Annotated in this window: 21 protein-coding genes; 17 read left to right on the forward strand and 4 right to left on the reverse strand. The window is 52.9% G+C overall.

From position 1 onward, the window contains the following. Nucleotides 1–10: 10 nt before the first annotated feature. The 4 genes from purE to KZE55_RS00995 all read left to right on the forward strand — a co-directional run bounded on the left by purE (nucleotide 11) and on the right by KZE55_RS00995 (nucleotide 3,539). A complete protein-coding gene (gene purE, locus KZE55_RS00980) occupies nucleotides 11–496 on the forward strand; it encodes a 5-(carboxyamino)imidazole ribonucleotide mutase (RefSeq protein WP_222258562.1) in 486 nt (161 codons plus the stop codon). Beyond that, complete coding sequence (gene purK, locus KZE55_RS00985; protein WP_047768760.1) at nucleotides 489–1,613, forward strand: 5-(carboxyamino)imidazole ribonucleotide synthase; 1,125 nt, start codon at nucleotides 489–491, stop codon at nucleotides 1,611–1,613. Before purE ends, purK begins: the two co-directional genes overlap by 8 nt. Before the next feature lie 66 nt (nucleotides 1,614–1,679). Beyond that, nucleotides 1,680–2,975 (forward strand): adenylosuccinate lyase, encoded by a 1,296-nt coding sequence (purB, locus tag KZE55_RS00990; protein ID WP_222258565.1) that lies wholly within the window; start codon nucleotides 1,680–1,682, stop codon nucleotides 2,973–2,975. A 384-nt stretch (nucleotides 2,976–3,359) separates the two neighbouring features. After that, entirely contained in the window at nucleotides 3,360–3,539 is a 180-nt protein-coding gene (locus KZE55_RS00995) for a hypothetical protein (protein ID WP_047768756.1), read from the forward strand. Here the strand turns inward: KZE55_RS00995 and KZE55_RS01000 are convergent. The 4 genes from KZE55_RS01000 to KZE55_RS01015 form a co-directional block, all read right to left on the reverse strand. After that, nucleotides 3,536–4,051, reverse strand: coding sequence for a GNAT family N-acetyltransferase (locus KZE55_RS01000; RefSeq protein ID WP_222258567.1), 516 nt, complete (start codon nucleotides 4,049–4,051; stop codon nucleotides 3,536–3,538). The two genes, KZE55_RS00995 and KZE55_RS01000, sit on opposite strands and share 4 nt — an antisense overlap. Nucleotides 4,052–4,143: 92 nt before the next feature. Next, on the reverse strand, nucleotides 4,144–5,424 hold the full coding sequence (locus KZE55_RS01005; RefSeq protein ID WP_222258569.1) for a homoserine dehydrogenase: 1,281 nt from the start codon (nucleotides 5,422–5,424) through the stop codon (nucleotides 4,144–4,146). Between the two features lie 15 nt (nucleotides 5,425–5,439). Further along, nucleotides 5,440–6,723: an O-acetylhomoserine aminocarboxypropyltransferase/cysteine synthase family protein gene (locus KZE55_RS01010; protein WP_222258571.1), complete on the reverse strand. Its 1,284-nt coding sequence runs from the start codon at nucleotides 6,721–6,723 to the stop codon at nucleotides 5,440–5,442. 16 nt (nucleotides 6,724–6,739) lie between these two features. Beyond that, nucleotides 6,740–7,576: a homoserine O-acetyltransferase/O-succinyltransferase family protein gene (locus tag KZE55_RS01015; protein ID WP_222258573.1), complete on the reverse strand. Its 837-nt coding sequence runs from the start codon at nucleotides 7,574–7,576 to the stop codon at nucleotides 6,740–6,742. A 578-nt stretch (nucleotides 7,577–8,154) separates the two neighbouring features. Between KZE55_RS01015 and purC the strand changes: the two genes are divergently transcribed. From purC to tyrS, 13 genes are all read left to right on the forward strand, one after another. Continuing rightward, nucleotides 8,155–8,874 carry a phosphoribosylaminoimidazolesuccinocarboxamide synthase gene (gene purC / locus KZE55_RS01020; protein WP_222258575.1) on the forward strand — a complete coding sequence of 240 codons (720 nt, stop codon included), beginning with the start codon at nucleotides 8,155–8,157 and terminating at the stop codon, nucleotides 8,872–8,874. Then, complete coding sequence (purS, locus tag KZE55_RS01025) at nucleotides 8,874–9,122, forward strand: phosphoribosylformylglycinamidine synthase subunit PurS (protein ID WP_222258577.1); 249 nt, start codon at nucleotides 8,874–8,876, stop codon at nucleotides 9,120–9,122. Before purC ends, purS begins: the two co-directional genes overlap by 1 nt. After that, nucleotides 9,122–9,802, forward strand: a complete 681-nt coding sequence (gene purQ, locus KZE55_RS01030) for a phosphoribosylformylglycinamidine synthase subunit PurQ (RefSeq protein ID WP_222258579.1) — start codon at nucleotides 9,122–9,124, stop codon at nucleotides 9,800–9,802. Before purS ends, purQ begins: the two co-directional genes overlap by 1 nt. A gap of 3 nt (nucleotides 9,803–9,805) precedes the next feature. Next, complete coding sequence (gene purL, locus KZE55_RS01035; protein WP_222258581.1) at nucleotides 9,806–12,034, forward strand: phosphoribosylformylglycinamidine synthase subunit PurL; 2,229 nt, start codon at nucleotides 9,806–9,808, stop codon at nucleotides 12,032–12,034. Next, a complete protein-coding gene (purF, locus tag KZE55_RS01040) occupies nucleotides 12,010–13,476 on the forward strand; it encodes an amidophosphoribosyltransferase (RefSeq protein ID WP_222258583.1) in 1,467 nt (488 codons plus the stop codon). The genes purL and purF overlap by 25 nt, the downstream gene beginning before the upstream one ends. After that, nucleotides 13,473–14,510, forward strand: a complete 1,038-nt coding sequence (gene purM, locus KZE55_RS01045) for a phosphoribosylformylglycinamidine cyclo-ligase (protein WP_222258584.1) — start codon at nucleotides 13,473–13,475, stop codon at nucleotides 14,508–14,510. The genes purF and purM overlap by 4 nt, the downstream gene beginning before the upstream one ends. A 10-nt stretch (nucleotides 14,511–14,520) precedes the next feature. Continuing rightward, entirely contained in the window at nucleotides 14,521–15,099 is a 579-nt protein-coding gene (gene purN / locus KZE55_RS01050; RefSeq protein ID WP_222258586.1) for a phosphoribosylglycinamide formyltransferase, read from the forward strand. 5 nt (nucleotides 15,100–15,104) lie between these two features. After that, a complete protein-coding gene (gene purH / locus KZE55_RS01055) occupies nucleotides 15,105–16,643 on the forward strand; it encodes a bifunctional phosphoribosylaminoimidazolecarboxamide formyltransferase/IMP cyclohydrolase (RefSeq protein ID WP_222258588.1) in 1,539 nt (512 codons plus the stop codon). Nucleotides 16,644–16,660: 17 nt separating this feature from the next. After that, complete coding sequence (gene purD, locus KZE55_RS01060; RefSeq protein WP_222258590.1) at nucleotides 16,661–17,917, forward strand: phosphoribosylamine--glycine ligase; 1,257 nt, start codon at nucleotides 16,661–16,663, stop codon at nucleotides 17,915–17,917. A gap of 105 nt (nucleotides 17,918–18,022) precedes the next feature. After that, entirely contained in the window at nucleotides 18,023–18,709 is a 687-nt protein-coding gene (locus KZE55_RS01065; RefSeq protein WP_056962079.1) for a 2,3-diphosphoglycerate-dependent phosphoglycerate mutase, read from the forward strand. A 305-nt stretch (nucleotides 18,710–19,014) separates the two neighbouring features. Further along, nucleotides 19,015–20,058, forward strand: a complete 1,044-nt coding sequence (locus KZE55_RS01070) for a hypothetical protein (RefSeq protein WP_222258592.1) — start codon at nucleotides 19,015–19,017, stop codon at nucleotides 20,056–20,058. A 277-nt stretch (nucleotides 20,059–20,335) separates the two neighbouring features. Next, nucleotides 20,336–23,158, forward strand: coding sequence for an LTA synthase family protein (locus KZE55_RS01075; RefSeq protein ID WP_222258594.1), 2,823 nt, complete (start codon nucleotides 20,336–20,338; stop codon nucleotides 23,156–23,158). Nucleotides 23,159–23,455: 297 nt separating this feature from the next. Then, nucleotides 23,456–24,706, forward strand: a complete 1,251-nt coding sequence (gene tyrS, locus KZE55_RS01080; protein ID WP_222258596.1) for a tyrosine--tRNA ligase — start codon at nucleotides 23,456–23,458, stop codon at nucleotides 24,704–24,706. The last annotated feature ends 434 nt before the right edge of the window (nucleotides 24,707–25,140 follow it).

Raw genomic sequence — 25,140 nt, forward strand, 5'->3', positions numbered from 1 at the left:
AGGTAACATGATGAGCAAAATTAGTGTTGTGATGGGCAGTAAGTCAGACTGGCCAACCGTCAAAGAAGCTTGCAAAATTTTGGACCAATTCGGTGTCGACTATGATAAGAACGTCATTTCTGCCCACCGGATGCCAAACGAAATGTTCGCCTTTGCCCAGGGGGCGGTTAAGAAGGGGACGAAGGTAATTATTGCCTGTGCCGGTGGCGCCGCCCACCTTCCGGGGATGATTGCCGCTAACACCCCGTTACCGGTGATTGGCATTCCCGGACAGACCAAGACCCTTGGCGGGATGGACTCCCTCTTATCAATCGTCCAGATGCCAGCAGGGATTCCCGTTGCCACCACGGCAATCGGGGTTGCGGGCGCCAAAAACGCAGCACTGTTAGCTCTGCAGATCCTGGGGACCACTGATCAGGCAATTCAGGACCAGATTGTTGACTACCGGAAGCAGATGCACGACGCAGCAAAGGAAAGCGGTGCTCACCTTGACTAAGATAATTCAACAGGGCCAAACAATTGGCATCATCGGTGGGGGGCAGCTCGGTCAGATGATGGCCCTTGACGCCAAGCAGACGGGGATGAAGGTCATTATCCTGGATCCGACGCCTCACTGCCCAGCTGGCCAGGTCGCCGATGACCAGATTGTGGCGGAATATGCTGACGTGAAAGCAATTGAGGAACTGGCCCGCCGGTCGGACGTCCTCACCTATGAGTTCGAAAACGTCGACTTGAACGCCCTTCGTGACGTGGCCGACAAGGTTTACGTTCCCCAGGGCACCCACCTGCTGTACACCACCAAGAACCGGATCCGGGAAAAGACCTTCCTCCGCAATGCCGGCCTTAAAACCGCACCATTTTTGCCAGTTAAGAATCGTCAGGACCTGGAAAAGGCGGTGGCAGAAATTGGCTACCCATGTGTGCTGAAGACCTGCGAAGGCGGCTATGATGGCCACGGCCAGGAGATCCTCCACAGTGACGCGGACTTGGCAAAGTGTGCGGGGATCCTATCCACTAAGGACGCCATCCTTGAGGGGTGGGTACCCTTCAAGTTGGAATGCTCTGTCATGGTTGGCCGGAATGAAAACGGCGCAATCACCGTCTTCCCCGTTTCGGAGAATATTCACCACGACGAGATTTTGCACATCAGTATTGTCCCCGCCCGGATCGCGCCTGAATTGCAGGAGCGGGCCAAACAAATGGCAATTAAGATTGCCTACGCGATTGACCTCCGGGGAATCCTGGGCGTTGAGATGTTCGTGGGCAACGACGGGGAGATTTACATCAACGAGCTGGCCCCACGGCCGCATAATTCAGGCCACTACTCGATTGAGGCCTGCAACTTCTCCCAATTTGCCATCCACAACCGAGCGGTCTGCAACTGGCCCCTCCCCAAGATTGAATTGCTGCACCCGGTAATTATGGTTAATGTCTTGGGCCAGCATGTGCAGGGGGTTCGCAAACAGATTCCTAAAAAGCCAAACTGGCACTTTCACGACTATGGCAAGGCGGAGATCCGCCACAACCGGAAGATGGGTCACGTGACAATTTTGACCGATGACTTCACGGCCACCTTAAAGGAAATTGCGGACACCCACATTTGGGATGAATAGGGCTTGGGAGATTTCTCAACCTGTGCGATAATAACTGCAGAATAAACATAGAGAGGATTTTAACCGATGATTGACCGTTATACTAGTCCAGAAATGAAGAAGATCTGGAGCTTAGAAACCCAGTACCAGTGCTGGCTAGAAGTTGAAATTGCTGCTGACGAGGCCTGGAGCAAACTGGGGCACATTCCGGCTGAAGACGTGGAAAAGATCAAGAAGAACGCTAAGTTTAGCGTTGAGGGGATCGCCGAGATTGAAGCGGTGACTCACCATGACGTGATTGCCTTTACCCGTGACGTCTCCAAGTCCCTCGGCCCAGAACGGAAGTGGGTTCACTACGGGATGACCAGTACCGACGTCGTTGACACCGCCCAGGGTCTCCGCCTGAAGAAGGCCAACGACATCCTCCGTAAGGACATTGATGACTTCATGGCCGTTTTGAAGAAAATGGCTGAAAAGTACAAGTACACCGTCTGCATGGGCCGGACCCACGGGGTGCACGCTGAGCCAACTACCTTTGGCCTGAAGGCGGCCCGTTGGTACTCCGAAATGAAGCGGAACAAGGAACGGTTTGAACACGCTGCCCGGGGTGTTGAAGCTGGGAAGATCTCCGGTGCGGTAGGGACCTTCGCGGAAATCGACCCCTTCGTTGAAAAGTACGTTTGCGACCGCCTCGGCCTCCGTGCCCAGGAAGTCTCAACCCAGGTTCTGCCACGGGACCTGCACGCTGAATACATCGCCACGATTTCTTTGATTGGAACCAGCATGGAGGAAATGGCAACCGAAATTCGTTCCCTCCAGCGGACCGAAATCCATGAAGTCGAAGAGCACTTCGCCAAGGGGCAAAAGGGCTCCTCAGCCATGCCCCACAAGCGGAACCCAATTGGCTCCGAAAACATCTGCGGCTGTGCCCGGGTCCTCCGGGGACATGTTGTAACGGCCTATGAGGACGTTGCCCTGTGGCACGAGCGGGACATTTCTCACTCCAGCGCAGAACGGATGATTTTACCCGATTCAACTGCCCTTCTTGATTACATGCTTCGCCGGTTCGGCCGGATCCTGAAGAACCTGGACGTCTTCCCAGAGACAATGAAGAAGAATATGGATAAGACCCTTGGCCTGATTTACAGTGGTCGGGTCCTCCTCAAGCTGGTCAACAGTGGAATGAGCCGGGAGGCGGCTTATGACCTGATCCAGCCGTACACTGCCAAGTGCTGGGCAGAACAGATCCCGTTCCGTCCACTGTTGGAAAAAGACCCAACGATTCAAAAGCAACTCACTAAAGAAGACCTTGACGACGCCTTCGATTATCACTGGCACCTTCGCCACGTCGATGACATTTACAAGCGGGTTGGCTTAGACTAATAAAAAAAGAAGCTGGGGAAAAGCTCCAGAGCGCGCCTTTGGCTAGTATAGGACAATCGTTGGCACGGTACGGGCCGGCGATTGTCCGTAATCAAATAGACTTGCTTTGCGCCGCTAGACACTAGGAGCGTGCTTCGACGCGGAGCAAGCCTATTTGGTTTTTCCGCGATTACTGTGTAATATTCGGAGACAAAAGTGAGGGAGCGTGACAGAAGTCATTTATGACTTCGTTTTCACGCCCCCGCGAGCGCAAATAGGGCTCCAGAGTTCGGTTATACCGGACACTGGAGCCCATTTGCGTACCGCACTGTTCGTATTTGGACTTGGTAAAAGTACTTATGTCACAGCCCCCTCTTTACGGTCTTCTTCAAAGGAGAGTTTTATATGAAATTCAATCACCAATTTTACAAGACGAATAGCTTCCTGTTCGGGCTCGCATTGGTCCTTGCCCCGCTAATCGACCTGGTGTCTGACCATGACCCGGTTGGCCGCCTGTTGGACTTTGGTTGTCAGCTATTCGGGGTGATTTTTCTAATCGCCTGCCTCTTCAAACGGCGGTCTTAAGCGGTCGGGTAGTTCTTGCCGAAGATTTTCAGTTCCCGGTATTCGCCGTTAACCTTTGAGATGTTAGGTAGGTGGCCCCACCTTTCGTAGTTACAACTCGTAAAGAGGTTTTGACTCGGTTGGTTTCGCTCGTAAATGTAGGCCACCACCGTCTTGAAGTGGAGGTGCCCCTTAATTTGCTGGTCGACGAAGTTAAGGAGGGCCCGGCCCAACCCCTTTCGCCGGGCTTGCTTATGAATGTAGATGGCAATCTCTGCCGAATCCACATAGGCGTGGTTGGGGTAGAAGGGTTCGAGGGCACACCAGCCACGAACCTGACCGTCAATGGTCACTACCCAAAGTGGGTGCCGGTCGTCAAACTGGGCAAACCAGTCCTGGCGGTCCGCTACCGTTACGGCCTGACTCTCATCAGTTGCGATTCCTGCCAGAACCGCTTCGTTAAAAATCGCCACAATCGTTTTTTGGTCAACCTCTTGGGCCCGGCGAATCTTAATTGTTGGTTTTGCTTTCAAAGTGATTTCCCCTCACATGTTGGTTTATGATCACATTGTAGCCTAAAAAGCGTCATCTTCCCAATTCGTTGATTGCGAAGGTGGCGCTTTACTTATTCTTTAACCTTTTCTGGTACGGTTTGCCAGCTGTTAGCGACCGGGAGGAAGGTAACCTGTTGACCGCTCTGTTGCAAAGAGGCACACAGTTGCTCAAGCTCATCGTGGTCGATAACCGGGGTTAGCCCGCTCCAGTAATCCTGACCAGTGGCCTGTTGCTGCCAGGAGACGGTCGGAATGTTGGAGACAATTGAAAGGAGGTTGCCGGTACCCTCAACGGTAATCAGGTACCGCTGGGGAACGGCCGTGAGTGGCTTAGCGATAGCCGGCTTGCGGTAGCTGTTGAACTCCCGCCCGCAGTTGCCTTTGACGATGTCATCACCGGTTGCCAAAAGGTCGCTGAGGATGCTGTTGGCAGTGGGGGTGGCACCAGCACCCGGGCCGGTGTAGGTAGTTTCACCCAAGGCATCACTCTGTACGGCAATCGCGTTTTGGACCCCGTTGACGTGGGCCAGTGGCTCGGCGGCAGGGATTGCGGCCGGGCCGACGAATGAGAAGAGCTGGTGCTTTTCCTCCTTGGCCACCGCTAGTAGCTTGACCTTTAGTTCCAACTGGTTGGCACTAGCTAGCTGGGCTGGCGAGACGTTAGTAATTCCTTGGGCCGGAACGTCCTTGAGGGACAAAGACTGGCCAAACGCAAAGCGACTGAGGATGATCAGCTTGTAGGTGGCGTCAATTCCCTGGACGTCATTGGTGGGGTCGGCTTCCGCGTAACCGAGTTCCTGAGCGGTGGCCAGTGCCGTCTTGTAATCCTGACCTTTACGGTCCATGGCTGTCAAGACATAGTTTGCGGTTCCGTTGATGATTCCCGTGATTTGGGTGATCTGGTCGGCCTCCAGACAGCTGGACAGGACGCGGAGGATGGGGATCCCCCCGGCCACACTGGCCTCGTAGAAGAAGTCTACCTTGGCGGCCTTAGCCAGTTGGAGAATTTCCTTCCCGGCCGTGGCCAGGAGGTCCTTGTTGGCACTGATGATTGACTTGCCATTGAGGATTGCCTGGCAGATGGCCACCTTGGCGGGCGCGATGGTTCCCATGGCTTCAACCACAATCTGGATTTCTGGGTCATCGACCACGTCAGTGACCTTATCAGTCAAAATTGTCCCGGCCGGTAAACGGTCACCCTGGTGGTGCGCCAGGTTATGGACAGCAACACTCTTCAACTTGAAGCGAAAATCTTGGGTCCGGGCAATCTTGGCCGCCTGCGTTTGTAAAAGGGTGACGACTCCCTTACCCACGGTTCCCAGGCCCAGTAGGCCGATTGTGATTGTTTCCATAGTAAATCTTCCTTTCTAAATTTTGGCGAGGGCCTGGTCAAGGTCGTTGAGCAGGTCGTCGACGTTTTCAATCCCCACCGAAACCCAGATGAGGTCGGGGGTCACTCCCGCGGCCTTGAGCTGTTCGGCGTTTAACTGGGCATGGGTTGTTGATGCGGGGTGGATGATTAACGATTTGGCATCGGCCACGTTGGCGAGTAGGGAGAAGAGGTGGAGGTTACTGATTAGCTGCTTCCCAGCCGCTTCGCCACCCGTAAGACCGAGGGTGAAAATTGACCCAACGCCGTGCGGGAAGTACTTGTCGGCCAGTGGCTTGTAGGGGTTGTCCGGCAGTTCGGGATAGTTGATCCAGGCAACCTTGGGGTGGTCGTTTAAGAAGCGAACAATCTTGCGAGTGTTGGCAACGTGACGTTCAACCCGGAGTGACAATGATTCCAACCCCTGCAAGAGGAGGAAGGAGTTGAAGGGACTGATCGTGGCCCCAAGGTCCCGTAGTGATTCCGCCCGCACCTTGGTGGTAAAGGCTGCGCCCTTCAGGCCCGCAAAGACAATGCCGTCATACTGGTCATTTGGGGTGGTGAATCCGGGGTAGCGGCCACTTGCCCGGTAGTCAAACTTCCCATTTTCAACGATTACCCCACCCATCGTGGTGCCGTGGCCGCCGATGAACTTGGTAGCGGAGTGAACCACGACGTCCGCTCCGTGGTCGAGGGGCTTAACGAGGTAGGGGGTCCCGAAGGTGTTGTCGACGATGAAGAGGATCCCGTGGTCGTGGGCGATCTTGGCAATCTTTTCGAAGTCGACCAGGTTGATCCGCGGGTTACCGATGCTCTCAACGTAGAGGGCCTTGGTATGCTCGTTGATCTCCTGGGCAAAGTTGGCGGGGTCATCGGGGTCAACAAAGTGGGTGGTGATTCCCAGCTTTGGGAGGGTCATGGCGAACAAGTCGTAGGTGCCACCGTACAGGGTGCTGGCCGCGACAATTTCGTCTCCCTGACTGGCGATGTTAAGGATGGCGGCCGTGATGGCAGCGGAACCGGTGGCCAGAGTTACGCCCGCGGTCTCGTGCTCCAGGGCTGCGACCCGCTTGTCAACCACGTCCGTTGTGGGGTTCGTCAGGCGGGTGTAGATATTACCGGGTTCCTTGAGGCTAAAACGATTGGCCGCTTCCTTGGCGTCCTTGAAAACGTAGGAAGTTGTTTGGTAGATGGGCACCGCCCGGGCACCCGTTTCGTCAACAGTTTGGCCGGCGTGAACTTGGAGGGTTTCAAAGTGGTAGTTGTTATTTTCCTTTGTCATATATAAAACCTGCTTTCTAGTTGGTAATTGTGTTTAACCAGTTTTGATAAATCGTATGGGCAGCGGTTTGCCAGTCGTAGTTGACCTGGCCCGCGGCCTCATTGATAAAGTAGTGTTGCGGTGCGGCGATCCTGCGCCGCTTTTTTTGATCCCGGTAGTATTCCTTAGCAAGGGTGTCGCTGTCGTATTCCGGGTGACCAGTGATGTAGGTGTGGTGAAAGCCCGGCGACCGCAGGATCATTGGGCCGGCCTCCTTGCTATCGGCGAGGATGCGCAGGTCGCCGGGGAGGTGGTGCCGGTCAAGGACGCTTGCGCTGTGCCGTGATTGTGGCATCTTGATCAGGCCCCCGGCGCTGTTTTGGACCGGGGAAAGGTTGGCAGTAAAGATGCCGAACAGCTTTTGCTTAAGCAACCGCTTGGGAATGGTGAAGTCGACAAACAGGCTTGCCTGGGCAGCCCAGCACTCGGTGAGGGTCTCTTGAACATGGTGGTTGGCCCATCTGATGATCTGGCAAAATTCACGCCAGTAGTCGACCCGGTCGAACGGCAGCTGCTCAACCGGCGCGCCGGTGATGATCAAACCGTCAAAGTGGTGATCATAAACCTGGTAGAAGTTAAAGTAGTGGGCGCGCAACTCGGTAACGGGTGTTCCTTTAAAGCGGTGCGTTGCCGGATAGAGGAAGGTCAGGGCGACTTCTTGCGAAAGGTCATCAAAGCGTTTAAGAAACTGCAGCTCGGTTGTTAACTTGGTGGGCATTAGGTTAAGCACCACGATCTGGCGGGGGGCTGTTAAGTGGCGGTTGTGCCACACCCCCTTACTAATTGCTAAGCCGTTACACGCATTGGCAGTCATCTTGACCAACTCCTTTCTGTAAATAAAAAAACCTCCGTCCCCGAACCTATTGCTAGGATCCGGGACGAAGGCTTTTCGCGGTACCACCCTGAATTCGCCACTAACTCACATTAGTGGCCTTAATAAGTACTCACCTGATGAGGTGAAGACCCGACAGGATATCGGCTGTCAGCCGTTCACCCAGCCAGTTGACCAGGGGAATAACTCGGAGCTCATCTTCGTGTCAGTAACAATTACCCCTCACACCAACCGGGGCTCTCTGAAAAAAGTTCTTGGCACTACTCTTCTCTTCAACGTCTAATCATTTTCTAATTGTTTTGTAGTTTAGCACTAATTTTGCGAATGTCAACAGTAAAGTTGGCAAAAGTTCTGCTTTGGGGCGGTAAACCGGGGACGCAATTGTTAAATAATGGTAATTCACATTAAACACGAACATTATTTAAAATTAATCTGTTTTAGTTAGCGAATACCGTTGACAGAAGTGGGGACCGATAGTATATTGATAGCATAAAAGAGCGAATTAAATTCGCTTGAAGTTATTTATTGTTCGTGTTTTACACAAAGGAGTAATTACTAAGATGGAAAAGTTACTGTACACCGGTAAGGCAAAACAAATGTGGCAAACCGACGACCCCGAAGTCTTACGGGTTGTCTACATGGACCAGGCAACTGCCCTAAACGGCAAGGAAAAGGATCACTTCGCTGGTAAGGGGAAGGCGGCAAACGCCATTTCCACCTTAGTTTTTCAATACTTAATCCAGCATGGCATCAAGACGCACTTCATCAAGAAACTTTCGGACAACGAAGAGCTGGTTAAGAAGTGCACGATGGTGCCACTTGAATTTGTTACCAGAAACGTTATCGCCGGGCACTTCGCCAGCCGTTATGGCCTGAAGGAGGGAAAGGTGCTTGCCACCCCGGTTCAGGAAACCTTCTTCAAGAGTGATAAGCTGGATGACCCCTTTATCAACGAATCCGCCACGGTTGCCTTAGGAATTGCGACCCATGAGGAACTCACCCAGATGTGGACGGTCTGCCAAGAAGTTGACACCCTATTAACCCACCTCTTTGCTAAGGCTGGGATGCAACTGGTGGACTTTAAACTGGAGTTTGGCCACCTCAGTGATGGGCGGATCGTGCTGGCCGATGAATTCTCCCCAGACAACTGCCGCCTGTGGGACCTTAAGACCAATGCTCACATGGACAAGGATGTTTACCGGCGGAACCTGGCCGATTTGACGACGACGTATGACAAAGTGTTGGCCCGGTTAGAAGAAGTAATTGCGGAGGAACAATAATGACTAAAGTTCGGATTTTCGTCACCTACAAGCCATCAGTTTTTGACCCCCAGGGTGACACGATCAAAAAAACCATTCATGCTTTGGGACACGATGAAGTTGCCGACGTTCAGGTTGGTAAGTTTTTCGACCTCACCATTGATGCCCAGGTTGACCAGGTTGCTAAGACCGTCAAGGAGGTTGCGGAAAAGCTACTGGTCAACTTCAATATGGAAACTTACACTTACCAAGTCATTGAGGAAAATTAATGAAAATTGCGGTAATCGTATTTCCCGGTTCAAATTGTGACATTGATATTTACGAAGCACTCAGCAGCGTATGCGGCGCCGACGTGGACTACGTTTCCCACAAGCAGGCGAGCTTGGCTGGCTACGACGCGGTGATGCTGCCCGGGGGCTTCTCATACGGTGACTACTTACGGGCGGGAGCGATTGCCCGCTTTGCTCCGGTGATGAAGGCCGTTATTGAGATGGCCCATGCTGGCCAACCGGTTTTTGGGACCTGCAATGGTTTCCAAATCCTGACGGAGGCGGGCCTCTTACCCGGCGGCCTGAAGCGCAACGACAGTCAGCAGTTCATCTGCAAAACCGTGCCCCTGGAAGTGGTTAATAACCAGACCCTTTTTACCAGCCAGTACCAGGCACACGAGCGGATTGCCCTCCCCATCGCCCACGCTGATGGCAGCTACTATGCGGACCAGGCGACGCTTGATGAACTGGAAGCAAACCACCAGGTCGTCTTTCGCTATGCCGAGGAGAACCCGAACGGCAGCCTGCGCAACATTGCCGGGATCACGAACCGGCAAGGGAATGTCTTAGGAATGATGCCCCACCCGGAGCGGGCCGTTGAGGCAATCCTTGGTAACACGGATGGGCTTCGCCTGTTCAAGTCCCTGTTAGCAAACGGCAGTGTAAAAGTGGAGGAATAAACAATGAAGCAAGCAATGACACCGGAAGAAATCAAAGAAAAGAAGCCCTACCTGGACTGGAGCCTGAGCGAGGACGAGTACAACTACATCAGTGAAAAGCTGCTGGGCCGCCTGCCTAACTACACTGAGACGGGGCTCTTTTCCGCCATGTGGAGTGAACACTGTTCTTACAAGAAGTCCAAGCCAGTCCTCTGCCTGTTCCCAAACAAGAATGCCCGCGTTTTGCAGGGCCCTGGTGAGGGTGCCGGGGTAGTTGATATCGACGATGGCCAGGCCGTCGTTTTCAAGGCGGAAAGCCACAACCACCCGACGACCGTGGAGCCCTACCAAGGGGCCGCAACCGGGATCGGGGGAATTTTAAGAGACATCTTCAGCATGGGGGCCCGTCCCGTGGCATCGCTTGATTCCCTTCACTTTGGCGAACTTGACAATAACACAACCCGGATGAAGGTCACCGGAACTGTCCGAGGAATCGGTGACTACGGTAACTGTATGGGGATCCCGACCGTTGCTGGTGAGACCACCTTTGATCCCTGCTACCAGGGCAACGTTTTATGTAACGCGATGAGCGTTGGCCTGATGGACCAAAAGGACATCCAAAAGGGGAAGGCCGCCGGTATCGGTAACGCGGTCATGTACGTCGGTGCCAAAACCGGTCGGGATGGCATTCATGGGGCCACCTTTGCCTCCGCTGACTTTAGTGACGAAAACGCCACCCAGCGTTCGGCCGTCCAGGTGGGGGACCCGTTCATGGAAAAACTCCTGCTCGAAGCTTGCCTGGAAGTGATCACCAAGCACCCCGACTGGCTGGTCGGCATCCAGGACATGGGGGCCGCCGGCATCGTTTCCTCAAGTGCGGAAATGGCTTCCGAGGGGAAGAGCGGGATGGAATTAGACCTCGACCTGGTTCCCCAGCGGGAGACGGGGATGTCCGCTTACGAAATTATGCTGAGCGAGTCCCAGGAACGGATGCTCCTCTGTGTTAACAAGGGCCACGAGGAGGACGTTAAAAAGATTTTTGACGACTACGACCTCGATGCCGTCACGATTGGCCGGATCACGGCGGGTCATCAGTACGTCCTCCACCACGATGGCCAGGTTGTGTGTGACATTCCGGTGGCTAGTTTGACCGACGATGTCCTGGAAGAAGCCAGCGAAGAAAAGAAGCCGGCCCGGATTACCAAAGCGGAAGGGCAACCGGCATGGCGGCCCCAGATTACGAACGCGGAAGAGACCCTGCGGCGCCTCCTCCAGCAGAGCACGGTGGCCGACAAGCAATGCCTCTACCAGCAATACGACTCCCAGGTCCGGACCTGCACCGTGGTGGGCCCCGGGAGTGACGCCGGTGTTATCCGGGTGCGCGGCACCAAGAAGGGCCTGGCAATGACAACTGATGGCAACGGCCGCTTTGTTTACCTGAGCCCTAAGGTTGGTGGCAAGATTGCCCTGGTGGAAGCGGCCTGCAACATCGTCGCTGCCGGGGCCGAGCCACTGGCGATTACCGATTGCCTGAACTACGGTGACCCTAACGATCCCGAAATTTTCTGGGAGCTCCACCAGTCGGTTCAGGGGATGGCTGATGCCTGTCGGGCCCTTGACACCCCCGTCATTTCCGGAAACGTGTCTTTGTACAACGAAAACAATGGGCACGCCATTCACCCAACGCCGATGGTCGGCATGGTGGGCCTAATCAAGGATATTGACCGGGTTGTACCATCGTTTGCTCAGCACGCTGGGGACCACGTTTACCTGATTGGAAAAACCGCTGATGATTTTGCCGGGTCCGAATTACAAAAGATGGTCCAGGGCGACATCAGCGGGGCCCTAAACGACGTTGACCTTGACCGTATCCACGACAACTTGCGGCACTTACTGAGTGAAATGCAGGCCGGCCACGTCGCCAGTGCCCATGACCTCAGTGAAGGCGGCCTAGGGGTGGCCCTCAGCGAAACCCTCTTTAAGACTGACCTGGGAATGGACCTGGACCTGCGTGACCTCACCGCCGCCCAGTTGTTCAGCGAAACCCCTGGTCGGCTGGTGGTTACCGTTCCCGAAGAGCAGGTGGCAGTCTTTGAGAAATCTCTCGGCGACAATGCCAAGCACATCGGGACGGTTACCAACACCCACTGGCTTGAGGCCCACCTGGCGGATGCGGAGGTCAACCAAAACGTTACCGAACTACAACGGCTGTGGGAGGAGGCTTTACCGTGCCAGCTGAAATCAAAGGATTAAATGAGGAATGCGGAGTCTTCGGTGTCTTTGGTGCCCCAGATGCCAGCCAGTTAGCCTACTATGGCTTACATACCCTCCAGCACCGGGGCCAGGAGGGGGCCGGAATCGTTTCTAGTGATGGCCAGCACCTTTATCAGCACCGTGACCGCGGCTTGTTAGCCGCGGTGTTCGCTGATCCGGCCGAACTAAAACGGCTGGTTGGGAATGCAGCAATCGGCCACGTCCGTTACGGGACCAGTGGTCACAACTCGATTGCTAACGTTCAGCCCTTCCTCTTCCGCTTTCATGATGGTGATGTCGCCCTCGCCCATAACGGTAACCTGACCAATGCGGTCACCCTGCGGCGCCAGCTTGAAGACGAGGGGGCGGTCTTCCAGTCCGATTCCGACACTGAAATCCTGATTCACCTGATCCGTAAGCACATCAAGGAGGGCTTTATCCCCGCCCTGAAGAAGAGCCTGAACCAGGTTCACGGCGGCTTTGCCTACCTGCTTTTGCAAAGGGACCGAATGATTGCCGCCTTAGACCCCAACGGTATTCGGCCCCTGTGCATCGGTCAGTTGGCCAACGGCGCGTACGTGGTGGCCAGTGAGACCTGCGCCCTTGACATTATTAACGCCCGGTTTATCCGCGATGTCCAACCGGGCGAGCTGATTATCATCGACAAGGCCGGTCTCCACATTGACCACTACACGACCGATACCCAACTGGCAATTTGCTCGATGGAGTACATCTACTTTGCCCGGCCGGATTCCATCATCCACGGGGTGACCGTTCACAACGCCCGCAAGGAGATGGGCCGGCGGCTAGCCCAAGAACACCCGGTCGATGCCGACATGGTAATCGGGGTGCCGAACTCATCGCTTTCGGCGGCTTCTGGGTATGCCGAAGAGATTGGATTACCTTACGAAATGGGGCTGATCAAGAGCCAGTACGTTGCTCGGACCTTCATCCAACCAACCCAGGCCCTCCGCGAACGGGGTGTCCACCTCAAGTTGTCCGCCGTCCGCGGGGTCGTAAACGGCAAACGGGTTGCCGTGGTTGATGATTCCATCGTCCGGGGAACCACCTCCAAGCAGATCATCAAGATGCTGCGCGATGCGGGTGCCAAGGAAGTTCATATGTTGATTGCCTCGCCCCCGTTTAAATTTCCGTGCTTCTACGGCATTGATATTTCAACCCGGTCGGAACTGTTTGCGGCCCATTACTCGGTTGAAGAGATGCGGCAAAAGATCGGGGCCGACTCCCTGAGCTTTCTAAGTGTGGACAGTCTGATCAAGGCTATCAACGTTCCAGATGCCGGGGATGCCCCGCATGGCGGCCTGACGGTGGCGTACTTTAATGGCGACTACCCGACGCCGCTTTACGACTACGAGGCTGGCTACATGAAGTCACTGAATGAACAGGAACAAAGGGAAAGAAAGGAGCGGACGCAGCGATGAACCGTTATCAAGAAGCCGGCGTTGACGTTAACGCGGGTTACAACCTGGTGAAGCGGATTAGAAACGCCGTGAGTTCAACGAACCGGCCGGGCGTGGTCGGCGGAATCGGCAGTTTCGGCGGGCTCTTCGATTTGGGCGTGTTACATGTGAAACACCCCATCCTCGTTTCCGGAACGGACGGGGTCGGGACCAAACTGCTGATTGCCCAACGGATGAACAAGCACGACACGATCGGCATCGACGTGGTGGCCATGTGTGTCAATGACGTCTTGGCCCAGGGTGCCGAGCCACTCTTCTTTCTCGACTACATCGCCACCGGCCACAACGATCCAGCCAAGATGGCGGAAATCGTGAGCGGGGTGGCCGACGGCTGCCGGCAAGCGGGCGCGGCATTGGTCGGTGGTGAGACTGCCGAGATGCCGGATATGTACGCACAAGACGAGTACGACCTGGCGGGGACCGTCACCGGCGTGGTTGAAAAGTCGGCCATGCTGACGGCGGCCCTTCCGCAAGAAGGGGATGTCTTGCTGGGCCTACCATCGTCGGGTCTCCACTCCAACGGCTTTTCACTCGTGCGGCAGATCCTGTTTAAAGACCACCACGTTGACCTTGGCGACCGGCCGGCAGACCTCGGCGGGCAAAGCGTTGGTGCGGCAATCCTCGCTCCCACCAAGATTTACGTTGATGCGGTCCTGCCCCTGATTCGGCAAAAGCGCATTCACGGGATTGGCCACATCACCGGTGGGGGACTAATTGAAAACGTCCCGCGGATGTTTAACGACGACCTGCAAGCGGTCATCGACAGTCAGGCCTGGCCGCAGTTGCCGGTATTCAACTACCTACGGCGGCTTGGTGACCTACCGCTAGCTGATTGTTGGCAAACCTTCAACATGGGAATTGGCCTGGTTTTGGCGGTTGCTCCCGAACAGGTGGCAGCGGTCGAAGCAGACCTGACAAAGCGTAACCAGAAAGCGTACCGGATTGGCCGCCTGCAAGCCCGGCCAGCCGGTGCCGCCAAGATTGAGATTAAGTGAGGCATTCAATATGAAAGTGGCAATTTTTGCATCGGGCAACGGGACCAACTTTGAAGAGCTCACCCGTCATTTCCAGGCGGGCGACCTGCCCGGCGAGCTGGCCTTGCTCTTTTGTAACCACCCGGACGCCCCAGTGATGGACCGGGCCAAGCGACTGGGGGTCCCGGCCGTAAGCTTTACGGTCAAGTCCTGCGGGGGAAAGGCAGCTTATGAAGATAAGCTCCTCGGTGTGCTTAAGGAAAAGCAGATTGACTTTATCGTCCTTGCCGGCTACCTTCGGGTGGTGGGCCCGACAATCCTCAACGAATATGACCACCGGATTGTGAACCTCCACCCCGCCTGGTTACCGGAATACCCGGGATTACACTCAATCGAACGGGCCTTCAATGACCACCAAAAGCAAACCGGGGTCACGGTCCACTACATCGACGCAAACTTGGATTCGGGACCAATTATTGCCCAGTGCCACGTGCCCATCCTGGCAAATGATACGGTGGCAACATTGGAAGAACGGGTCCACGCAACAGAACACCAGCTTTACCCATTAGCATTACGAGAAGCTTTGATTGCAGCAGGAGAAAAGGAGTAAGAAAAATGAAGCGAGCATTGGTAAGCGTATCTGACAAGACAAACCTGGTTCCCTTCGTCAAGGGCCTAGTCGCAAACGACTACGAAATTGTTTCAACTGGTGGCACCAAGAAGGTCCTCGACGATGCCGGCGTAAAGACAACCAGCATTGAAGACGTGACCCACTTCCCAGAAATCCTGGACGGCCGGGTTAAGACCCTTAACCCATACGTCCACGGTGGCCTCTTAGCCCGGCGGGAGCTGCCGGAACACATGGCAACCCTGAAGAAGCTGGGCATCACCCCAATTGACCTGGTCGTAGTCAACCTCTACCCATTTAAGGAGACAATTGAAAAGCCGGACGTTAAACTGGCGGACGCCATTGAAAACATTGATATCGGGGGCCCATCAATGGTCCGGTCGGCCGCTAAGAACTACCGCGACGTCACCATTGTGGTTGACCAGGCGGACTATGACCAGGTCCTGGCCGAAATTGAAGATGGTGGGGACACCACCCTGGATACGCGTGCCAAGTTGGCGGCCAAGGCCTTCCGTCACACTGCGGCTTATGATGCCCTGATTTCCCAGTACCTGACCAAGCAAAACGGCCTGGAAGATCCGGAGAAGCTGACCCTGACCTGGAACCTCAAGGAGACGATGCGGTACGGTGAGAACAGCCACCAACAGGCCTGGCTGTACGAAGATGCTTTGCCGAAGTCGTACTCCGTCCTGGCCGCCAAGCAGCTCCACGGTAAGAAGCTTTCCTACAACAACATCAAGGATGCCGATGAGGCCCTCCGCTGCATTCGTGAGTTCGACCAGCCAACCGTGGTGGCCATGAAGCACATGAACCCGTGTGGTATTGGCCAGGGTGAAAATCTGGAACAGGCCTGGGACCGGGCATACGAAGCCGATAAGGTATCAATTTTTGGTGGGGTAATCGCCTTGAACCGTCCGGTCGACCTGGCAACTGCCGAAAAGATGCACAAGATCTTCTTGGAAATTGTCATTGCCCCCGGCTTTGATGATGACGCCTACGCGGTCCTGGCCAAGAAGAAAAACATCCGCCTGCTCACCGTCGACTTCAGTAAGAAGGACGAACAACCTAAGCACGAAGTTGTTTCGGTCATGGGGGGCCTTTTGATGCAGGAACAGGACGTCCTCAATGAGGATTACCACGACTGGAAGTGCATCACGGACGTTAAACCAACCGAAGATCAGCTGAAAACGCTGATGTTTGCCTGGAAGGCGGTCAAGCACGCCAAGTCCAATGCAATCGTCGTTGCCAATGATGAGCGGACTCTGGGCGTTGGCGAGGGGCAGCCAAACCGTATCGACTCCCTGAAGATTGCGGTTAAGCACGCCGGCAGTGCCATCGATGACCGGGCGGTAATGGCCAGTGACGCATTCTTCCCGTTTGGTGACTGCGTTGAATTTGCTGGTCAGCACGGCATTAAGGCGGTTGTCCAGCCTGGTGGTTCGATTCGGGACCAGGAATCAATTGATATGGCTAATAAGTACGGCATTGCAATGGTAACGACAGGTGTCCGGCACTTCCGGCACTAAAACACAGGGGGTCAATCATGGTTGAGAAGGTCAATGTACTAGTTGTTGGCGAAGGTGGGCGTGAGTTTGCCATTGCCAAGAAGCTTCAGGAAAGTGAACATGTCAAGCAGGTTTACTGTGCACCTGGTAACGTGGGGATGTCGGCAGTTGGCGTCCAACCCGTTGATATTGCAGAAACTGATTTTGCGGGTTTGATTGACTTCGCAAAATCCCACAAGGTTGTGTGGACCTTTGTTGGGCCTGAAGACTGCCTGGTCGACGGGATTGTGGACGACTTTGCAGCGGCTGGGTTAAAGGCGTTTGGCCCGAATGCCCGGGCGGCACAGCTGGAGGGTTCAAAGGACTATGCTTTAAACTTCATGAATAATTATGGGGTCCCAACGGCCCGACACGCTTCCTACCGTGACCAGACCGCCGCGATTGCTGGTGTTGACCAGTTCGGCTTCCCGGTGGTCATTAAGGAAAACGGTCTCGCTGGTGGCAAGGGGGTTGTCATCGCCCGTGACCGGGCAACGGCGGTCCAGACAATCAAGGAGATGTTTGCTGGTGGTCAGGCCCGGCTGGTACTGGAAGAATGCCTGGTTGGCCAGGAGTATTCAATGTTTGTCCTCTTAAGCAACGGCCACTACCGAATTCTCCCGATGGCCCAGGACCACAAACGGGCCTATGATGGTGACAAGGGCCCGAATACTGGCGGAATGGGGGCCTACAGTCCGCTTCCCCAACTGAGCGCCGAGGCCCGGCAGGCAATGATTGACCAGGTGGTCACCCCCACGGTTGACGGGCTCGTCAAGGGTGAGTACCACTATCACGGGATTCTTTACATCGGCTTAATTATGACGGCCGCGGGCCCTAAGGTAATCGAATACAACGTTCGCCTGGGGGACCCGGAGACCCAGGTGATCCTGCCCCGGCTGAAGACCGACCTGTTTGAACTGGTTGACCGGGCCCTCAATGACCAGCCCCTCCCGGCGGTGGAAGTTGACTCCCGGGCCAGCTTAGGGGTCGTCCTGGCGTCAAAGGGGTACCCACAAAAGCCAATTCACGGGCAGAAACTGGGGACCATGCCGCAAGTGGCCGGCGTGGATGTTGACTATGCCAACGTCAGTGGGGACCTGACAGACCTTCAAGGGGCTGGCGGTCGCTTGCTGATGGTCCTTGCCCAGGCAACCACCCTGCAGGAGGCTCATGACCGGGTGTACGCATACCTAAGCCAGCTAAACGAACCGGAATGCTTTTACCGGAACGACATCGGTGCCAAGGCCGGCCTATGATCAGAAAATCACGACCGCCCTATTGGAATTTAGTAGCGATTGGATTAAAATGGTAAGGTATGCTATACAAATAGTGATTTTAAGAAGAAAGAGGTCAATTTGAACATGGCTAAATTAGTACTTATCCGTCACGGTCAAAGTGAATGGAACTTATCTAACCAATTTACTGGTTGGGTGGACGTTGACTTGAGCGAAAAGGGTGTTGAACAAGCAAAGAATGCTGGTAAGACCCTCAAGGAACACGGCATTGAATTCGACTATGCTTACACTTCAGTTTTGAAGCGGGCAATCAAGACCTTGCACTACGCTCTTGAAGAATGCGACCAACTTTGGATTCCTGAATACAAGACTTGGCGTTTGAACGAACGTCACTACGGTGCTCTTCAAGGCCACAACAAGAAGAAGGCTGCTGAAAAGTACGGTGACGAACAAGTTCACATTTGGCGTCGTTCATACGATGTTTTGCCACCACTGCTGAGTGCGGATGACGAAGGTTCTGCTGCTAAGGACCGTCGCTACGCCAGCTTGGACCCACGGGCTATTCCTGGTGGTGAAAACTTGAAGGTTACCCTGGAACGGGTTATTCCTTTGTGGCAAGACCAAATTGCTCCAAAGCTGCTTGACGGTAAGAACGTTATCATTGCTGCCCACGGTAACTCCCTGCGTGCTTTGAGCAAGTACATCGAAAACATTTCTGACGAAGACATTATGAAACTGGAAATGGCTACTGGCCAACCAGTTGTCTACGACTTCGACGACAAGCTCAACGTATTGAGCAAGGAAAAGTACTAAAAAAGAAGAGGACGGAAAATAAGCTTCTCGGCGGTCCCGTACGGCTAGCATAGGACGGAGGTTGACGCTGAAAGCGTCGGCCTTCGTTCGTAGCTAGACGCTAGGGACGCGCTTATTTTCCGTAACTACGTATATAATATTTTTAGCAGCCGTACTTAATATAAAGAAAATTCCCGATCAGCTGACCGGGAATTTTTTTCTTAAAAAAATTGAAAAAAGTGCGAAGATTAGCCCAAAGAATTGAGCTCAGCGCACTTTGTGTTATTATGGAAACTAAACTGATTAAAAGGTGGACGAAATAACAAATGAGAAAACAACGTAGTTTATCATTGAGGGATTTTATCAAAGACCTTAAGAAACTAGTAAAAACCCGGTACCTTTCTGCAATGTGGCCCGTGGGCGGGATTACAATTATCTATATTGCCCTGGTTTGCATCTTGGGATTCTTCTCCGCAAGCATCTTCTCATCGATGGCGATGAGCATGATGATGATTATGTACGGAATGACTTCACCAATGGCACTGCTGGCCGGCCTTCTAGAAGTGTTGGCCGGATTAGCCGTTGCCGTTGCCCTGTCCTTCTTTTATAACTTCTTCACAGTTGGTGTCCAATACGCCTACCAAGACCGCTTGGTAAATCCAAACCAACCGGTCAGTGCTGGTTCAATCTGGTTGCACTTTAAGCACCTCCGTAAGAATCAACTATGGCGGATTGCCCTGTACATGGGTTTGTTTATCTTCCTGTGGAGCCTACCACTGAACATCATCGCGGATGTTGTTGGTGGCTTGACTCACAACGCCATGTGGCTGCGGGGAATCCAGTTTCTAAACGATATTGTGATTGCCTGGAAGACAATTGAATATTCCCAGTCATACTTCCTTTACCGAGAGAAGCAACCACAATTTTTAGGCCAGTCAATGCGGCACGCTCTGACGGCTAGTCGGCGCTTCATGGGCGGCCGGAAATGGAACTACTTCCTGGTAATGCTGGTAGTTGTCTTCGTTCCAATCTTTGTCTGGGCTGTAATCTTTGGTGGCTTGGCATTCTACGGCAACTACACAGCAACCTACGTGCTGACTTACATTGGCTTGCTAATTACTATCTTGGGGATTGTCTGCTACCTACCAGTGGTCTTCGCTGCACAGGCACTTTACTATGTTAAGAGTGAAGAAGATCCGACCCAAGATGTTGATGAGGCCTTCAAGGACACCTTTAAACCGGTGGCTGAATTGACTGGTGAAGCATATGTCCATGAAGTTTACGCCCCTAAGAAGGAGAAGAAGCAGCCTTCACCGGTTGCCAAAAAGAGTAAGAATCATAAGCCAGAAGCAAAGAAAAACGATAAATAAGTAGCCTTAGTTGATACATTGCCCCAGCGTCTGAATCTTCCAGGTGCTGGGGCTTTAATATGCTATTAAAGTGGTAAATGTGCAGTTCTGTCTCATTAAAATACACTTTTATTATTTGTTCATTGAAACCAGCGACGAAACATTAATATAATGAAAGCAATACTACAATAGAAAGTTGGATTGGATGTTAAAAAAACAAATAAGAAAGGGATATTTGTTTTGGAGTATTTTGAGCGTAGTTACGCTCCTATGTTTTCTGGGGACGGCGGGCCAATTAATGACTCACCTAGGCGGTCATCCGGCTTACTTTGCTGGTTGGTGGCTGGTTAAAATGACCGTTAGTGCTTTGGTGGTCATCGTTCCTATCTTGATTGGGGCGGGCCAGCACTACCCAAAGCGCCGGCTAGGGATGACAGTCTGCCTGTGGTTACTGGGGGCCCTGGGCTTTATCTGGGCTAAATACACGACTCAGCCAATTCTTAGCACTAGTCAACCGTCACCGGAACTGTACGTTGGTCAGGAAGTCTTTATTGCCTGGCTAGTCGGGACGGGTCTTTTTATTTTTGCCCGGCCCCTTCAACGACTCCTGCACCGGTGGTCAATTGATCACCGCCGTCACTGGCTGATTACCATTACGGTGGCCTTCTTTGTTATCCGCTTATTTAATGGCTACGACCTCCTTGGCTTTCACCATGGGACCAGCCTGGTCTGGTTTGGCTACCTCTTTGCGGCGGGGGATTGGCTGGTCAATGACCGTGAATGGCTAAAGAAGTGGCCAACCTGGCTGTACGGACTGCTGACGGTGGCCATGTTCTGCCTTTCCGGAATCATGACCTGGCTAAACATGAGCCGGATCATCTACAGCCCCCACCGGGGTTTTACGCCGAATTACCACTACTTACTGGCAATAAATGCTTACCAGCCAGTGGTGATCATTACTTGTCTGCTCGCCTTTGCCTGGGCTATCCGGGGGACAACAAATAAGTGGGCTAACGACCATAACATCGTGCAGGGGATTCTCCTACTGGGCCTACTGGGAACACCCCAAGCGGTAACCCCAATTCTGGTGCCGACGGTGAAGTGGCCGCTGGTGACTACACTGGCCAGCTTTCTGGCAGTCCTCTTGCTGGGCTTACCATGGTTAATCACCAGAATTGACTGGGCAATCGACACCAACTGGCGGGGGCTTTTAGCCTGGGGGAAGCAATTTGCTAAACGCTTCTGGCCAATTCTTTTGACTTACGCTATCCTGTGGCTGATAACGGTGGCCTCGTTTGCCATTCTCTGGGACAATGACCTCACGATGGTCCAGTGGGTAGTGACCCAGCGGGCGAAGATTGTGACGGTCAACGTCTTAATTATCTTTGCCATTGTCTTCTTGCTGATGACCCTGACAAATCGCTGGTGGCTCAGCAGCGGTATCGGTATTGTCTTCTACCTCGGTTTGCTGGTGGCTTCCGTCTTGAAAATTGCGGCCCGTAATGAGCCCATCCTGTCGACAGACGTTTCCACCATTACGGCCCCTGGTGAATTGCTGGGGATGGTAAATCCCTGGGTTTTGGTGAGCGCACTGGTTGGAATCGTCCTGCTGGTTGTCATTTTTGCCTGGGTAGAACATCGCTACGGGAAGCCAACCCGCTTCAGTGTGGGGGCCCGGATAATCGTTGCGGTCTTCGCCGCGCTGTTTTTGGCCAGTTTTACCCGGGCCAACCACAGTAAGTCAATCGTCTTTAAGCAGTTACAGCGGCTGGACGATACTCCTTACTTCTACAGCCAGATTCGGGGGGCTAAAATGAACGGAACCCTGTTGCAGTTTGCCAACAACGTTGATGTCCATATTATGACCAAGCCGGCGGGCTACACAAAGGCGCGGATGGATCAAATTGAGCGGCGCTACGCTGAAGCCGGCGTGAAAATTAACCAGCAGCGGACCCACCAGAGCGTGGGCAAGCAAAACCTGGTATTTGTTCTGAGTGAAAGCTTTGCTGACCCTCGCCGGGTACCGGGGATGAAGGTAAGCGGTGGTGATCCACTGCCGTTTCTGCACCAGTTTAAGCAACGGACGACCAGTGGCCTGATGATCAGTTCTGGTTACGGTGGGGGAACCGCCAACATGGAGTACCAGGCGTTGACGGGGCTGTCGATTGCCAACTTTTCGCCAACGATGCCGACACCGTACTCACAGTTAGTGCCCTACCAGCGACGCACCTTCACCATCAACCGCCTCTTCCACTACGCAATCGGTATTCACCCGTTTACGGCTAACCTGTATAGCCGGAAGACGGTTTACAAGAAGTTCGGTTTTAAGAAGTTCTACCACTTTGACGGTGGGGACAAGATTACCTACAAGAGTAAAATTCAAAATAATCCGCGGGTCAGCGATGACTCAACCTATAAGGAAATCGACCTGAACCTTCACCGTCAGCCCCATGGCAAGTTCATCCAGGTGGCCACGATGCAAAACCACATGCCGTATAAGCCGGAGTACTATCATAAGCGGCAGTATCACGTTTCTGGACGCGGCTTTAAAAACGCTGATCAGCAGAGGCAAATTGAGGCTTACATCCAAGGAATCCATTACACGGACCAGGCTTTGGATGGGTGGATTCACCGGGTCGACGAGATGAAACAGTCGACGACAATCGTCTGGTATGGGGACCACCTACCGGGAATTTACCATGGCCTGCCGATGAGTAAGTACGGGATTCCACTGCATGAGACGGACTACTTCATATACAGTAATAAGGCCGCCCGGCGGATGAATAAGGACCGGTTGACGGCCCAGCATAAGATTGTTGGCCCAAATGACTTTTCCGCAATGGCCCTGGCCAAGATGGATGTTAAGGTGTCACCTTACTATGCCCTTTTGACTGAGGTTGAGGAGGACCTGCCGGCCATTTCGCTGCCAACCAACGGAACGGCGAAGAATAACACCGCCCACCAGAGTGGGATCGCGTTCGTCAACCAACGGGGCCAGCACACGAAGCTGAACGCCAAGCAGCGTAAGCTCTTTAACGACTACCGGCTAGTTCAATATGACCTGACAGCCGGTCACCACTACCTATTAAAAGATAGTTTCCTCAAACAGGTTGCAAAGTAGCTTGACAGGAGTAAACGAAAGTCGGTACAATAACGTCAACTATAAAAGGGCATTGAGGCAAGATCCAGTAGTTGACCAGTGGACATTCAGAGAGCAGGCGGTGATTGCGAGCCTGCCAGGCTGGAAAAACGAATTACACTTGTTGAGCCCGTCTCTGATCGGATCGTCCCGTTATCGGCGAGAGTGGTGGTTCATTTGAACTGCAATTCAAGGTGGTAACGCGGTTAAATCGTCCCTGACTTCATTTTAGAAGTCAGGGATTTTTTGTATCCGTGGATGTTTTAGGAGGGACATTGCATGAACATTATTGATGATTTGAAATGGCGTGGGGCGATTAACCAGGCCACGGACTTAGACGCACTGAAGAAACTGACGGAGGATAAGCAGATTGCCCTGTACTGCGGGACTGACCCAACCGGTGACAGTTTGCACATTGGCCACCTGATTCCGTTCATGATTCTGAAACGGTTCCAGTTGGCTGGTCACCACCCGGTAATTATCATCGGTGGAGGAACCGGTGCGATTGGGGACCCATCTGGTCGTAAGAGTGAACGACAACTACAGACGATGAACCAGGTTCACCACAACGAAGAAGCCCTGACAGCCCAGATGAAGAAGTTGTTTGGAACCGAAAACTTCACCATCGTTAACAACTACGACTGGCTTTCCAAGATTAGCCTCCTGGACTTCTTGCGGGACTACGGGAAGCTGTTCAACATTAACACGATGCTTAATAAGGAGGTTGTGGCTAGCCGTCTGGAAGCCGGGATCTCATTTACGGAGTTTACCTACCAAATCCTCCAGTCAGTCGACTTCTTACACCTGTACCGGCATAATGATGTTCAACTGCAGATTGGTGGTTCTGATCAGTGGGGAAACATCACGGCCGGAATTGACCTGATTCACAAGGTGGAAGGCCCAGAGACAAAGGTTTACGGCTTGACGATTCCGCTTATGCTGAAGGCTGACGGAACAAAGTTTGGCAAGACTGCCGGTGGAGCCGTCTGGCTTGACCCGAAGAAGACTTCCCCATACGAGTTCTACCAGTTCTGGATTAACCAGGATGACCGCGACGTTGTTAAGTACCTGAAGTACTTCACCTTCCTTTCTAAGGAAGAAATTAATGACCTCGCTGAAAAGGTAGAGAAGGAGCCATGGAAGCGTGAGGCACAACGGCGGCTCGCGGAAGAAGTAACGAAGTTTGTTCATGGTGAAAAAGCGGTTGAAGAGGCGGAAAGGATTAGTAAGGCTCTCTTCTCCGGGGATGTTGCTGACCTGTCAGTCGCCGAAATTGAACAAGGTTTTAAGAATATGCCATCAGTTGATGTTGAAAATAAGAAGGAAAATATTATTATCTGGTTAACTGATAACGGGATTGAACCATCACGTCGACAGGCTCGGCAAGATGTTTCTAATGGTGCCATCCGAATTAATGGGGAAAAGGTCGACGATGTTGATGCAGAAATTGACCCAAGCAGCCACTTTGACGGCAAGTTTGTTATTGTCCGCCGGGGGAAGAAGAATTACTTCCTGGCCCGGGTAAAATAAATTTTAGAATTTAATGTTTGCAAAAGCCCTCGCTAAAGGATAAATAAGCGGGGACTTTTAGTTTTAAAATGACGATGTTCGAACAATAAAAAGGATGCAATAGATGAAAGTTCAGCGTTACTGATTTACGCTCAAGAAAAGTATAAATAGCGCTTGACGCTTGTTCGAATACCATGTATTATATTTAACGTTGTCACAGAGATGACGGATTGGTTACAATTCTTTAACAAGAAAGTTAAATTTCTTGTTGACAGGTCTTTGGCAGCATGATATATTATAAAAGCTGTTTGTTAATAAGTTGACTTAATTAATTGAAATTAATTGTTGACTTTGATGGACAGATTTGATAAAATATTAAACGTTAGTTGACTGCTTAGTTGACTAACTGGTAGACCTTTGAAAACTGAACAAAGTTTCGACGAATCAAATGTGTA

The sequence above is a fragment of the Limosilactobacillus panis genome (genome assembly GCF_019797825.1).
GTDB classification, from domain to species: domain Bacteria; phylum Bacillota; class Bacilli; order Lactobacillales; family Lactobacillaceae; genus Limosilactobacillus; species Limosilactobacillus panis_A.